Source organism: Candidatus Hikarchaeum yamanae (assembly GCF_009889665.1).
Lineage (GTDB): Archaea > Halobacteriota > Halobacteria > Halobacteriales > Hikarchaeaceae > Hikarchaeum > Hikarchaeum yamanae.
In genome coordinates, this window is sequence record NZ_WTZR01000014.1 from 13,773 (window position 1) to 27,396 (window position 13,624).

The 13,624-nt window shown below is 42.7% G+C and carries 19 protein-coding genes; 12 read left to right on the top strand and 7 right to left on the bottom strand.

Annotated features, from left to right (window positions below):
- Positions 1 to 42 precede the first annotated feature (42 nt).
- The 8 genes from ACM9H2_RS05615 to ACM9H2_RS05650 all read left to right on the top strand — a co-directional run bounded on the left by ACM9H2_RS05615 (position 43) and on the right by ACM9H2_RS05650 (position 4,874).
- Positions 43 to 696: a hypothetical protein gene (locus ACM9H2_RS05615; RefSeq protein ID WP_415489079.1), complete on the top strand. Its 654-nt coding sequence runs from the start codon at positions 43 to 45 to the stop codon at positions 694 to 696.
- An 84-nt stretch (positions 697 to 780) separates the two neighbouring features.
- Positions 781 to 1,443, top strand: a complete 663-nt coding sequence (locus ACM9H2_RS05620; protein WP_415489081.1) for a plastocyanin/azurin family copper-binding protein — start codon at positions 781 to 783, stop codon at positions 1,441 to 1,443.
- A 4-nt stretch (positions 1,444 to 1,447) separates the two neighbouring features.
- Positions 1,448 to 1,837, top strand: coding sequence for a hypothetical protein (locus ACM9H2_RS05625; protein ID WP_415489083.1), 390 nt, complete (start codon positions 1,448 to 1,450; stop codon positions 1,835 to 1,837).
- Positions 1,838 to 1,839: 2 nt separating this feature from the next.
- On the top strand, positions 1,840 to 2,700 hold the full coding sequence (locus tag ACM9H2_RS05630; protein ID WP_415489085.1) for a ubiquinol-cytochrome c reductase iron-sulfur subunit: 861 nt from the start codon (positions 1,840 to 1,842) through the stop codon (positions 2,698 to 2,700).
- Between the two features lies 1 nt (position 2,701).
- Positions 2,702 to 3,496 (top strand): cytochrome b, encoded by a 795-nt coding sequence (locus ACM9H2_RS05635; protein WP_415489087.1) that lies wholly within the window; start codon positions 2,702 to 2,704, stop codon positions 3,494 to 3,496.
- 7 nt (positions 3,497 to 3,503) lie between these two features.
- Positions 3,504 to 4,325, top strand: coding sequence for a cytochrome bc complex cytochrome b subunit (locus ACM9H2_RS05640; protein ID WP_415489089.1), 822 nt, complete (start codon positions 3,504 to 3,506; stop codon positions 4,323 to 4,325).
- Positions 4,326 to 4,334: 9 nt separating this feature from the next.
- Positions 4,335 to 4,604 carry a hypothetical protein gene (locus ACM9H2_RS05645; protein ID WP_415489091.1) on the top strand — a complete coding sequence of 90 codons (270 nt, stop codon included), beginning with the start codon at positions 4,335 to 4,337 and terminating at the stop codon, positions 4,602 to 4,604.
- A 9-nt stretch (positions 4,605 to 4,613) separates the two neighbouring features.
- A complete protein-coding gene (locus ACM9H2_RS05650; protein WP_415489093.1) occupies positions 4,614 to 4,874 on the top strand; it encodes a hypothetical protein in 261 nt (86 codons plus the stop codon).
- 12 nt (positions 4,875 to 4,886) lie between these two features.
- Here the strand turns inward: ACM9H2_RS05650 and ACM9H2_RS05655 are convergent, their stop codons facing one another.
- Both ACM9H2_RS05655 and ACM9H2_RS05660 read right to left on the bottom strand, forming a co-directional pair.
- Positions 4,887 to 5,327, bottom strand: coding sequence for a hypothetical protein (locus ACM9H2_RS05655; protein WP_415489095.1), 441 nt, complete (start codon positions 5,325 to 5,327; stop codon positions 4,887 to 4,889).
- A 39-nt stretch (positions 5,328 to 5,366) separates the two neighbouring features.
- On the bottom strand, positions 5,367 to 5,624 hold the full coding sequence (locus tag ACM9H2_RS05660; RefSeq protein ID WP_415489097.1) for an MTH865 family protein: 258 nt from the start codon (positions 5,622 to 5,624) through the stop codon (positions 5,367 to 5,369).
- A 94-nt stretch (positions 5,625 to 5,718) separates the two neighbouring features.
- On the opposite strand from ACM9H2_RS05660, the gene ACM9H2_RS05665 reads away from it, so the two are divergent.
- Positions 5,719 to 5,910: a hypothetical protein gene (locus ACM9H2_RS05665; RefSeq protein WP_415489099.1), complete on the top strand. Its 192-nt coding sequence runs from the start codon at positions 5,719 to 5,721 to the stop codon at positions 5,908 to 5,910.
- A 36-nt stretch (positions 5,911 to 5,946) separates the two neighbouring features.
- Complete coding sequence (gene cysS / locus ACM9H2_RS05670; protein ID WP_415489101.1) at positions 5,947 to 7,425, top strand: cysteine--tRNA ligase; 1,479 nt, start codon at positions 5,947 to 5,949, stop codon at positions 7,423 to 7,425.
- 76 nt (positions 7,426 to 7,501) lie between these two features.
- Here the strand turns inward: cysS and rpl12p are convergent, their stop codons facing one another.
- From rpl12p to ACM9H2_RS05690, 4 genes are all read right to left on the bottom strand, one after another.
- A complete protein-coding gene (gene rpl12p / locus ACM9H2_RS05675; RefSeq protein ID WP_415489103.1) occupies positions 7,502 to 7,834 on the bottom strand; it encodes a 50S ribosomal protein P1 in 333 nt (110 codons plus the stop codon).
- Between the two features lie 26 nt (positions 7,835 to 7,860).
- Positions 7,861 to 8,877, bottom strand: coding sequence for a 50S ribosomal protein L10 (locus ACM9H2_RS05680; RefSeq protein WP_415489105.1), 1,017 nt, complete (start codon positions 8,875 to 8,877; stop codon positions 7,861 to 7,863).
- Positions 8,877 to 9,515, bottom strand: coding sequence for a 50S ribosomal protein L1 (locus ACM9H2_RS05685; RefSeq protein ID WP_415489107.1), 639 nt, complete (start codon positions 9,513 to 9,515; stop codon positions 8,877 to 8,879). Before ACM9H2_RS05685 ends, ACM9H2_RS05680 begins: the two co-directional genes overlap by 1 nt.
- 186 nt (positions 9,516 to 9,701) lie before the next feature.
- Complete coding sequence (locus ACM9H2_RS05690) at positions 9,702 to 10,178, bottom strand: 50S ribosomal protein L11 (protein WP_415489109.1); 477 nt, start codon at positions 10,176 to 10,178, stop codon at positions 9,702 to 9,704.
- Between the two features lie 103 nt (positions 10,179 to 10,281).
- Between ACM9H2_RS05690 and ACM9H2_RS05695 the strand changes: the two genes are divergently transcribed.
- Positions 10,282 to 11,394 (top strand): OBG GTPase family GTP-binding protein, encoded by a 1,113-nt coding sequence (locus ACM9H2_RS05695; RefSeq protein ID WP_415489111.1) that lies wholly within the window; start codon positions 10,282 to 10,284, stop codon positions 11,392 to 11,394.
- 22 nt (positions 11,395 to 11,416) lie between these two features.
- On the opposite strand, the gene dph5 is transcribed toward ACM9H2_RS05695, so the two are convergent.
- Positions 11,417 to 12,163: a diphthine synthase gene (gene dph5 / locus ACM9H2_RS05700; protein ID WP_415489113.1), complete on the bottom strand. Its 747-nt coding sequence runs from the start codon at positions 12,161 to 12,163 to the stop codon at positions 11,417 to 11,419.
- 102 nt (positions 12,164 to 12,265) lie between these two features.
- Between dph5 and ACM9H2_RS05705 the strand changes: the two genes are divergently transcribed.
- Positions 12,266 to 13,624: UbiD family decarboxylase (locus tag ACM9H2_RS05705; protein WP_415489115.1), on the top strand; the 1,359-nt coding region annotated here is incomplete at its 3' end.

Below are 13,624 nucleotides of genomic sequence, written 5' to 3' on the forward strand. Positions count from 1 at the left end.
ATCACTTAATTTTTGCTCTTCGGTTAACAATATGAAAACACCTTGTCCAGCCCCAACGAAGAATCACTCACTCCACCTGACTCCGATCTCCCCTCTGATCTAGAATTTTCTATAGTTGGCAAAGAATTGTTAAATCGTGTAGAACTAGACATTAGAGATCGAATCTCTAGGCGGAATATCATAGCCGCAATAGAAACAATCCATATTGACGACGAAGAGAATCTTTTAATCTATGACGATGCCGGATATGCTCTTATAGCACTCGACGGTTCAGTGAGTGGGATGGGTTCAATCCGAACCGAGATAGAAAATATAGTTGTACTTTGCTCTATGGACACTTACGATGTGCCCGAACTACCTGCAGGGGATTTCTCTCTCAATATTGATGCAATCTCCAAATCCTCCTCTGGAATTGGAAATAAATTGCTTCAAATATTGGCATCATCCTTCTTGATCATTGGAATTCTACTTCTTTTTTCACCCCTTTTTATAAACTTTCCCCGTCCCGGTTCCGGAATTCTCACCACTGTCTCTGGATTTGGTTTTATTTTTACCGGGCTATTCCTACTCTTAGTCGTAGTCCACTCGCGTCTATCTGATCGTTTTCGGTCCACGGAGTACGAAGATCGACTAAAAAAAATTGGAATTGGATCCGATTTCCGACCCGATTTTCTCCCCCCTTCTGATAAAAAATAAGATCAATTTTCAGATATTTTATATCTCTGTTTATTTCACACATATCGGTGCCTTTATTGACCTCCTCTACTCATATTCCACTATATGCATCGGCGGCATTTCCTTCAATCTGCTACCGGGTCTCTTGCACTTCTTTTTACCTCTCCAATTGTTGCAGCGGCAGAAGTGCCTCCGTCAGCAGAAGAATCTGCCCAAACTCATGTGGTCGAAATGACCGACGCTATGATTTATGACCCCGATGTGATCACCATTGCACCCGGCGACACAGTCGAATGGATTACCGTTGGTCAAATGGGACATTCGATCACTGCCTATGAAAATGAATTGCCCGATGGGGCACCCTATTGGGCATCTGGTGGATTTGATTCCGAAGACGATGCCAGAAGCGGCTACCCCGGTGGAAACATTGCAAAAGACGAAACTTACTCCTATACCTTCGATATGGAAGGGGAATATGGCTATTTCTGTGTCCCTCACGAAACCATCCAAATGATCGGTAAAGTAATAGTTAGTGAAGGAGGTGCAGCCACTGCATCAAGTAGCAGTGGCGGCCATGCAGCAGGAATGGGGGCAGGGGGAGACGATCCACATTCCGAAGGAGAAGACCCCGAACACATGGGTGTGGCATTCCAAGCACACTGGGTCGGAATAGCAACACTTCTTGGAATATTCGCTTCTCTAGTATTCACATTTTTCTTCTTAAAGTACAACGAAACGCCACATTCAGGATACCCAAAACAAAAGTGATAGTATGACATCTCCAAGTAGTAAATATGGTTCTATACACCGCTACGAACCTCCGCGAGAAAGCACGGCAGCAACAATAGCCATAGTTTTACTCACTGTGATTGAAGTCCTATTCGCGACCCTATTCACCTATGGTTTAATCTTCGGAGGCTGGGGATTCTCTGGAGTGGGAAATATGTATTTAGGAGGTCTACTAGCCCTACTATTTATTAATTTATCCTTCATCCTGGTTCTGTACCGAAGGGATTTTTTACCGGATGTCGTAATTGTAAAACAGCGCAGGAGAAAATGGGAAGACCTCTACACCAAACCAGAAGATGTACATGGCCATTCCATAATTACCACTATGACCGATAAGATGAAAACCAATCTATACCTCTATAAGAAAAAATAACCATGACTTCAGATGATAAATACCCCAAAGTTTCTGGAAGAAGGCGGTTTGTCAAAGGTGTCGTAGGCGGGGCCGCACTAGCAGGTATTGGAACTGCGACTAGCGGAACTGTAAACACCATGACCAATCCTTCTGGAGCTGGTGGTGGCGTAACCGAATACTTCGGAATCGAAAAATTATTTGGTCCTGCTCCTCGCGGAATGCCTCAAATACCCGTCGTCATCGACGACGATGGATTCCTTATGGGATTGTGGCCAAAAGTATCTGAAATAATTGAAGGAGGGAGGAAGGTAACTGTGGCCCAACAAGAAATAGCCGGTGTTACTTATTCCTCTGATTGGTTCCAATACTGTGGTGTCCAAACCTACCCTGGAGTAAAACCACTTGCAGATCAAGACAACTATTTCAGATATGCAAATAATCCCCCTTATAAGTGGCAAAAAGAAGAAGTTTCCCCCGGGGCAAAAGTACATATTGACGATTTTGAGGACTACGTGACTTGGGGTAATTCAATTGGAAAGGCGGGTGTGGGAAAGCCTGCATTTGCTACCTGGAGGTCTCAAGATGTACCCCCTCAAGTACAGATGCCCGTGCAGCTCATTCGTAGTACAATAGTTGACAACCTAATCTCTAATGCACAAGGTGAAACAAAACAATGGCTTCAGGAAAGTTGCCGCCAAGGATTTATAGCCATATTAGACAAATGCACTCATTTTTGCTGCGTTCCCGGATTCAAATCATTCACAGATAGTGAAAAATTTGATGGCGCAGATTTAATTTATTGCCAATGCCACCAATCCGTCTATGATCCTTTCAGCATAATCAAAGATCGATTTGTAGCTTTACCAAGGACTGAGGAATGACATGACCCCTGATTTAAAAGAACACTACGACTATTCCAAATGGCTATCTGAAAAGGAACTGACTCCCCTTGAAAAAACCTATTTAACAATTCTCATCTGGGCAGATCAACGTCTCCGAATAGTAGATTACCTGGAGTCTATGGAAAATTTATACTACAAGATAAATATGCAAATGCCCCGTAGCCACACCGAACAATACAATCTTGATAATAAATTTTGGTATTGGTATCCACTATATGCACTTGGGACCTTCTCTGTAATTGCATATCTAGTCGCTGCCATCTCTGGGGCTTTGCTAGGATTCTATTATTCCCCCGCAACGGCTGGAGACCCCTCCGTTGCATACAACCAAATAACATATATCATGACCGATCTCAATTTTGGATTCATGTTACGTTCCATCCATCGATGGTCTGCACAAGTTATGGTAGCTGCAGTTTTCCTCCATATGCTGCGTGTCTATTTCGTAGGGGCATACAAAGAACCAAGAGAATTGAATTGGATAATAGGAATCATCTTGATCTCACTCACCCTGATGTTCGGCTACACTGGTTACCTCCTCCCCTGGGATCAACTTTCGTTCTGGGCCGGTCAAATTGGGGTTGAAATGGCACTCTCAATTCCTATATTGGGTGAATGGGTTGCACAACTAATGTTTGGCGGATTCTCCCTAGGACAAGCCACTTTACAACGTATGTATATCCTCCACGTATTCATACTTCCATTTGCGGTAACTACTGTGATTGCAATTCACATTGGAATTGTTTGGATGCAAGGAATTGCAGAACCACATTGATGATATTATGAAAAACAAAATATACAAAAAACAAAAAAACAACGTGGAATTCCCTATCCTCACCGATGGCTCTGGATTAATGCAAACCCCAGTCCCCCCTGATGATCAAACCCCTAGTTGGTCTGAGCGTAAATCTAGATCCACTGGGCTAGCCCAACTCACATATGAATATTTCGAACGGGCTAGACTTGAGGATCAAGACATTCGTTCCCGAGCTGACTATTTAGAACGGGAAGTATTGGGATTCCCAATGTGGCCACACGAAGTCGTCCGCGGATTTGCAATTACTAGCTTTTTCATAGGCATTATATTACTTCTTTCGGCCGTTGCACCTCCTCACATTGCCGCTCCTGCAAACCCAAGCCAAACCCCTGCGGTCATCCTCCCTGATTGGTACCTATATTGGTCATTTGGTCTTCTTAAGCTCGAACCGCTCAACCCTGCACTTTCCATATTAGGAGGTGACAAAATAATGCTAGATCGAACATTCGGAGTTCTTGCAAATCTAGTCGTCGTGGGGTTCTTGGCAGCCCTGCCATTTGTAAATAAAGGCAAAGCTAGACGGCCTGTAGAAGAACCATTTTGGGCAGCTTTCGGTGTCGCAGGTGTAGTTTTTGCATTCACCGTAAGTGTTCTTTCTGTCAAAAATCTGGTCCCTCTAAATTCCCATCTCCTCTTTGATTTAACTTTCATTCTACCTGTTCTATTTGGGATTGTATTCTATTCCTTATTAAAAACCATGCGGGAAGGATATATGTATGAATTAAACAGACGTTACTATCGTCTTAGACCTCCTAAACCATATAGCCCCCCGAAACCTCCTAAATAACTCATTACTATGGGAAAAACAGACAGAGAAGTAATTGTTCCTAACCAACTTTATAAAAGTATAGTTGTACTTTCAACTGCTTTTTCCATACTCTCCATCGTCATTGGTTTCATCCTACTTGACACGGCAACTCAAAGAGCAACCTCTCCATTTTCTCAGATAGACCCTTTATTAGCGTTAGTCGGCCTTTCTTCAATTGGAATCGGAACTGTAGTGTATGCATTCACTAGCCGTTTCAAAACACAGGGAATGACAATAACTAAGGGCAAGGAGGATTAACTACAGACCATGGCCGACGAATTCATGAAAGGTTTTGGTATATTTTCAATCGCAGGACTAGCTTGGATGATACTCTCTGGGTGGTTCACAACTCCTGGGTTTGAAACCACGCAGCTAATAGCACCCGTTCCTGAAAACTTGGATTTTTACGGGCAGTTTTCAATTGTACTCCGGGAAATTATGTTTTGGTTCGCCGTCGTTGGGGCCCTTACCTTTTGGGTTCTCATCCCTGCTATCAACGAAATCAAAGCGAAATCAAACGAAAAATAAAACCAATTTAATTTATATCGGTATTAATGTGAGAAATTGATCTAGTGGTCCTGCAGGAAGTATGATTATGTATAGTATGTATACTAATACTAGCGCCGATCCGACCATCGAACCCTTTGGCAATTCTATTTCCATTCCCCCTCTAGATTCTACAAGCCTAGCTTCAAACTCAAATATGTCTGCTAAAATCATTGCCAAAACCATTAAAGATAAAACCATTCCTCCGTGATGATGAAGAGTCATATAGTATAGTGAAAATACTATCAATACCCCGTTGGAAATCTCATGGAATACAAAGTGTTTCAGGGACCCCTTCTCTTCTTCATTTTGTCGAATATGGGATCTATGGGCCAAATGCCGAGTGACTAGATTTATCACCACCCCAATCAGTAATATTGGCTCTATGATTGGAGAAAAAATAGCATCAATTGGGCCTAATATAGCTGGGTCCATACTTATTGTTCTTAACGCAACCGTTTAGCGGTTATCATTTTAAATAATCCCCTTTTCCTTCATTCCATCTATTAGATCTTCTATCAGATCTTCCACAGTTTCATAAGGGAAATCTTGTTTATCCGACAACCGCATACTCAATTCGATCACCGTCATCGAAAAGTCCCCCGACTCAAATCTAGTAGACATACCATTTGGTAACGTTGGAACTAGATCCATCTGATTGGATATTGGATATGTAGCGGGAGAGAATGCTTCAAAAAACTGTTCACGTAATTCTTCTTCTATATTCTCCATGACACTTTAGTAAACCCTATCCCTTAAAACATTTTTGACACCTTTCCAATCGTATCGGTGCCTTTATGCAATTCCCATTCCGAGACTTTACTATATGGGATTCTCGCATTTTTTCAAATTTGCCATGGGATTTCTCGCACTTATTTTTTGCTCGGGGATAGCAGCAGCCGCGGGATCTTCTTTCTCTGACCCGGCGAAAAGCATATTAATAGCTTCTATTTTTGGAATGGTTGCAATTCTTTTTTTGTGTTATATCCTACTCAAATACGGTGGAGAAGCACAATAGTTAATTTAATCCAGTTGCCAAACCTTTCGTTTTTTAGTGTCGCTCTTCATAACCAATTCCCTCACTGGAAAAAAAGAGAAATTTAAACCAATAACTCCAAATTCTGTTTCAATATATTTTTGTGGTTTAACAGTTTCCGACCTACCTCACTTGGGACATGCACGAGCATGGGTCCACGTAGATGTTATGAGACGGTGGCTTGAATATTTGGGATTCTCTGTCACTTATGTTGAAAATTTCACGGATATAAATGAGAAAATTGTAGCTAGGTTGGGAGAATCCGATTACGGAAGTTCTGAATCTGAAGTTGCTACTTATTTTATCAATAAAGCCCTTGAAGATATGAATTCATTAGGTCTAAAAAGTGCCCACGTTTATCCAAAAGCATCCGAACATATACCTGAAATCATCGCCATTATCTCTTCCCTCATTGACTCAAATCACGCCTATGAGTCCAATGGTTCGGTATATTTCGACGTAAGTTCATTTGACAATTATGGGGCATTATCTAAACCAAATTTAGACGAAGAATTTTTTTCAGATTCTCCCGAAGAAGTAAGTGATAAAAGACACCCCCACGACTTTGCTTTATGGAAATCGGGCCAAGTCCCTCCCGAATCCATTTCCAAATACCGCGATTCGAATCTGCCTCCTATAACTGCTCCTTCTGGAGACGTCTGGGATTCTCCATGGGGCCTTGGGAGGCCGGGCTGGCATATAGAGTGCTCTGCGATGTCTATGACTCACCTTTCGAATACTATTGATATTCATGCGGGGGGACAAGATCTGATGTTTCCTCACCACGAAAACGAAAAAGCACAGAGTGAAGCATCCACTGGGGAAAATTTTGCTAATTTTTGGATACACGTACGCCTTCTAGAAACCCACGGTGAAAAAATGAGTTCGAGCCTAAAAAATTATTTTTCTGTTGCCAATGCGATCTCCGAATTTGGTCCCAATTCCATTAAAATGTTTTTAATTTCAACTTCTTACCATAGTCATCAAGCTTATTCTGAGTCTGCCCTCCACGAGGCGGTAGAACGCTGGAGGAGACTGGAACGTGCATACCTTCGAACTACAAACGCACTCCTAGAGCCATCACCCCACTCAACCACAACCGACGAAAATCTCCGAAAATCTATAGAATCTTCTGTACGGAATTTCCAAACTGCATTGGATGATGATTTTAATACCCGGGAAGCACTCGTAGCAATTTTTGATGTTGTCAATTCCCTTAACCAACACCTTGAAACACACGAAGAATATGATCATTTTGGATTGAACCTTGCGATTAAAACTCTGGACGATCTTGCCCGAGATGTACTTGGATTCTCTTTTGTTGTGGCCGATTCAAACGAATCATTCTCTGATACAATTACTTCCCTAATAGATTCCCGTGAGCAAGAGCGTTCTAAAGGCAATTATGATAAAGCCGACGAAATACGAAAAGAATTGGAGCTTCTTGGAATTATTGTAGAAGATACCGCAGAGGAATCTACGTATCGGCATAAATAGCCATCTCTACCTGCTATATCAATCTTCTCCTTGTAACAAAACTTAATAGGAATTTGATCCCCTTTCGGTAGCAGTTTTATCCGAAAAGATCCCCAAGTCCTGCTGCGGATGCTGCCTCTTCTTCTTCTGTCTGTTTTGCTTCTTCCTCTGCAGATGCTTTCGCTTCCTCAGCATTACCCGAGTCTGCAGCAGCCTCCTCACTACCTCCAACCGCTACTGCTGTGGGAATGGCAACTTGCCCTGCTTCCAATGCTTCTTCGATATTGACATCTTCCAGTGCCGCAACTAGTGCTTTAACACGTACGTCTTCGACTTTCACATCAGCTGCTTTTAGCACTGTTGTCAAACTTTCTTCGTTTATTTCTTTTTCCGATTCATGAAGGATTAATGCTGCGTATATATATTCCATTTTAATTCCTATTTATTTTATTTATTTTATCCGAAAAGATCCCCAAGTCCTGCTGCAGACGCTTCTTCTGTTGCATCTTCACTTTCAGCTTCGGTATCTTCTGTATTCTCTTGTTCAACGCTCTGTTCTTTTTTGTCTATCGATTCATTTCTAGCTACGTTCTTCAGCGTTTCGGGCCGTGCATCCTCTTCCAAGGATACAGCCAATGTATGTGATTCTGCAGCTGCCTTATTTATCAATTCCACAGCCAGATCTGGACTTTCAATAGCTGCCGAAATGCCTACTGATTTGGCATTTCTAAATCCATTAACTAACATGGTGGATATCGTTTGAGAAGTTGGGTACCCACTGCCCACCGATAAACTCCTTGCATTATTTGCTGCTTTGATGAACTTTACTCTATATTCATCCGTGTCTATGTCAAGGGAACTTACCTCATAAGTAACCCCTCCTGAATAAACCGCTTTTAAGTTCAACCCAACTTCTTTCGGTTCTATTCCAAGAGCACCTAATACATTAGCTAGTTTTGGAGTGATGACATCTCCCATCTCCGCAACAACACTAGATGCAGTCACTCGAATGGACCCGTCTGCTATTTGGGCAGCAGCCCCTACGGCTTGTAGATCTCCTACAAATGGACCTGGGGGAAATCCCGTGTCTCCTTCTGGTATGATAATTTGCTTGGTGGCTACATCTCCTGCATTTATTGGAGCTGGGGTTTTCGAACCTTTGAGCATTTGATACAATGTAAAAGGATTGTCATTCGTACCAACAATGCCTACCTGCCCTTTTAGCTGATCTGCCATTGAATCCAGCCCTTTCACACCCTCTGCAGCAAGTTTAACTAGTGTGTTTCTACTCACCTTGATTGCCACTTTCCCCCTGAGGCTTGCCCGCATTTGTTGAAACTGCCTACTTGGGATGCCTGAGACATCACAAACGCCAATACTCATGTGACTCAAAAGCCACTCTTTGACTTCTTCAACCTCTTGTGTCTTCCACTCCGGCAAATTATCTGTATGACGTTCCACTTGTGTAGACATTATGCTACCCTCTCTGAAGGTCCCATAGTGGTCTTAACATAGATCGAATCTACATTTAGGGCCCCGTTTTTCAATGCTGCATGAAGTCTCCTAATCACCACTTCTATGTTTGTGGCTATATCTGTTGCAGACATATCTTGTGCCCCAACACGTGCGTGGAACGTCCGATTATCCCGACTCCGTAGCTGAACTGTATTTTTCATTCTATTCACTACATCAACCACATCTTCTTCTGGTTGAAGTGGTCTTGGCATTTTTCCTCTTGGCCCTAGTACTTTTCCCAAGAGTCTTGCTATGTCTTGCATCAATCCAACATCTGCGACAAAAAAGTCAGTTGAATTTGCAAGCGCCTTCGCAGCTTCTGCGTCATCCCCTAATTCTTTTATCTGTACAGATCCCAGTACTTCTTCAACTACCTTCTCACCCAAAACGGCGTTTTCTCCTGTTGCAAATAATACAACCTTTGTTTCTCGACCAGTACCACTAGGGAGAACCACTGTTTCATCCACACGATTGGTTGGATCCCTAAGATCCAATCCTTTTAAATTAATTGCAAGATCAACTGATTCTCTAAAATTCCGACTCGGGGCGGTTTCTAGTGCGCGTATAACAGCTTCTTCTATTTCTTTATCTGCCATTTTTTCCTCCGTAGTCCGCCATACGGCTACTACAGTATATGTCAGGCATTCGCCTGTTATCTGAAATTTGGTTTATGTGGGGGCATAAACCCGTCGTAATGAATATCTCCAGCCCGCCCCATGCCCAAAGGCCAATTTAATTTTTTCGGAAAATTTTCTATCCCGCGTCAGACGCGCTCTCTCTTATCATTCAGATAAGATATCATCGTACGCACCACTGTCCACTTTCTCTTTAAAATCTCTTGGATTTTTTCCATCGATAGTAATGCCCAATGCAACACATGTTCCTGCAATTTCTTTTGCAGCATTTTTCACATCATATGATAGAAGCCCTGGTAATTTTTGAATCGCGATCTTTTTTATTTGCTCCACGGATATATTTGCGACAAAACTCCTCTTTGCATATCCTGATCCTTTTTCAATACCTAACTCTTTCTTGATCAAAGCGGCTGTTGGCGGACTGCCAACTTCTAATTCAAAACTCCCGTCATCTTCATAAACTATCTTGACTGGAACTTGCGTTCCATCATAAGCAGCAGTTACTTCATTTATCTTACTAACCACTGCTTGAACATCCACTGGTGTAGGGCCTAAAACTGGTCCAATCGGAGGTCCCGGATTTGCCCGGCCACCTTCTACAAGTACATCTACGGTACCACTCATACCCTGACGGAAACCTACCATTGGTTTTAAACTTTCTCTTTTGTCCTATCCCTTTCGCACAAAGACGCAGATTTTTTTATCTATCCGGATACAGTAGTGGGCAGTGGCACTAGAGCAGGAAATTGAAGAACTCGAACGGGAAATACGTGAAACGTCGAAAAACAAAGCAACTGAGTCTCATCTCGGCAGATTAAAAGCAAAATTAGCAGACAAAAAAGCACAGGTAGAACGACAATCCTCTTCGGGAGGGGGCGGGGGGTATGGCGTTCGAAAAAGTGGTGACGCGACTGTAGCTTTAGTCGGATTCCCTAGTGTAGGCAAATCCACTTTATTAAATGTTCTTACCAATGCCGAGAGCGAAGTAGGAGAATATGCTTTCACCACTCTAGGAGTGACCCCTGGGATGCTCCATCTCCACGGTGCAAACATCCAAATTCTAGATTTACCCGGCTTGATCGAAGGAGCATCTTCGGGACGTGGGCGCGGGAAAGAGGTCCTCTCCGTCGTCAGAACAGCAGACCTTGTGATTTTTGTCTTAGATGCACAACACATACAATTATATTCCACTCTTTTATCTGAACTCCATGAAAACCGCATCCGAATCAACGCAACCCCTCCTCAAATTAAAATATCTAGGACTAGCAGGGGTGGAATCACTATCTTTCACAGCGTCGATTTGGGTCTTGAAGAATCTACCATTAAAGGAGTCTTGATGGAATATGGAATCGTAAACGCGGATGTGACCATTCGAGAAACCCTTGACCTTGATAGCTTGATCGATGGAATCATGGGAAATTGTGTGTATAAAAAATCATTAGTTGTAATCAATAAATCCGATTCAATTAGCGCTTCCACATTAAACACCATTTCAAATGAATTGACGGACTACGGAGTGTCCCCCGAATGCATACTCCACATAAGTGCAAAAGAGGAGCTTGGAATTGTAGAATTTAAGGATGCAATTTGGGACTCCCTAGGTTTCATTCGAATATATATGGACAAACCAGGAAGGGGACCCGACTATGAAGAACCACTTATCCTCCAAAAAGGTGCAACAGTTAAGGATGCTTGCCATGAACTTGGCGGCGATTTCTTAACAACTTTCAGATTTGCACGCATAACTGGACCTAGTGCAAAACACGATGATCAAATAGTGGGAATCGATCATGAACTTTTGGAAGAAGATGTCCTCCGATTAGTCCTCAAACGGCAATAATAGTCCGTCCCCTTTCTTAAACTTATAAATGCATCTCTGTAAATGATTCTAGTGCTTCCATTTCCATATGGTGTAACTCCCCTGGTATTACCATCAAATGTAATGGTTTTCCAAAATCCATCTTTGACAATTTTTCCAACCTACCAGTGACCACACGTGGATTTTTACTCCCTGCCCTTGCTATGATTATGCCTATCCAATCTTCTCCGATCCCCATTAATTTTTTCGCAGCTTCATTCCCCTTCATATATTTATTTTGCTCAATCTTTATATCTAAATATACCAATGTGTGTAATCCCCTTTCTCTATTCCCCTCAATCGTCTGATATACGCTATCTGGCAACTTTTCTACTGGTTCAAATGGCACTGTGGTGGATTTTCCAAATCTGTAGTTTTGCAATCCTGTAAGTCCACACGCGGCGGTACTTGCACTAGTCCCGTGTATCACCTCAGTTTCTATCCCCCTTACATTCGCCCGAAGCCTAAGGTCTACATGGGTAGTGGCAATCATGGGATCTCCTGCTATTAGTATCGCAACCTCGCCTTCTTTCGCAGCTTCTAATACCTTCTCTGGATTCACTTCCACATCCTCTCTTTGAAGAATCTCAATATTCTTTCCATAGTATTTTTCCAATTCTTCAACCTCCGACCCCCCTAGTTTACTCGTATAATTTTCAAGAAACACAAAATCCGCCTCTCTAATCACTTCTGCACCCCTCACTGTGATCGATTTTACATCATATAACCCCAAACCGACAAATGAGAGCATACTCGATTCTCGTTTTCGATCAATTAAACCCCTCCGTTAAAACACCCTGAAAATTCGAATAAACATCCTTATGAATTTGTTTGATCTCTGTGCAATCATATAATGGCAAAGGACCTTCGAACTTATCTAGAAATCCTCGAGCGAGAATCGCCTTCTCAGTTGGCCTATATTGACAAAGAAGTCGACCCCAAATATGAAATAGCATCCATCGTCCGGAAATTACAAGACGAACCAGACGGTGCTTACCCTGCTATATTTTGCACAAATGTTAAAGGGTTCCCCGACTGGAGTGTAGTCACCAATTTGTGTGGGACCGATTATCGCATGGCACTTGGGATCGATGCGACACCCGAAGAAGCAATACGAGAGTACACAGAACGCGTTACAAACCCCATACCACCCATCGAAGTATCCACCGGACCTGTAAAAGATGTAATCAAAATAGGGGATGAAGCTGATATCAATGAAATACCTCTTTTGAGTCACACAGTAGAAGAACCCGCTCCCTTCATGGATGGGGAGGTTTTCGTTCTCTATGACCAAGAAAATTCTAGGTACAATACGGGAATCTATCGTATGATGAAAAAGGCTCCTCGGAAAACTGGAATATTTTTCGCCCAGGGAACGCATGCATATTCCATTCTTAGCCAGGCAGAAGCCAGAGACGAGCCTCTAGAATTTGCTGCCGTAGTTGGGCACCATCCTGCCTTTATTTATGGCTGCCAAGTCCAAACGGTCGAAGACGAATACAATGCTATTGGAGGTGTAATGGGCGAACCACTCGAACTAGTAGATTGCGAAACTGTTGATCTCAAAGTCCCCGCAAATGCAGAGCTAGTAGTCGAAGGGGTAATCCAACCTCATGTCCGAGAAAAAGAAGGTCCATTTTGTGAATTCACATACTTACTCGGAAAAGCACGTGAATCTCCCGTCTGCGAAATAACTGCGATCACTCACCGAAAAGATCCTATTTACTTTGATGTTTACAATCCCGGGGTAGAACACGTGAACATAGGAAAACTCCCTATGGAAGTGGATATCTATCGAAAAGCAAAAGATTCAGTATCCCAGGTTATGGATGTCTTCATGCCTGCAGAAGCAAGTAGGACTGTAGCAATAGTCAAAGTAAGAAATGAATACCCCGGAGTTGGAAAACAAGCAGCAATAGCAGCAGCATCTGCAAAATACTTCCCCAAGATCATAACCGTTGTAGACGAAGAACAAAATATCCGAGACCCCCACGATGTTTGGTGGGCAATGGCAATGAAATGCCGCCCCGACCGGGACTTTAATTTCGTCAAAGATGCATATGTGGAAAATTTAATCCCTGTCGCAACTACTGGTCGTGGCTGGCCCGATACGCACGGTGGTGTAGATACCAAATTGTTCATTGACGCAACCAAACCGCTCGATGTTGATTACCCACCACATTGTGAACCACCTGCAGAGATTTGGCAAAAT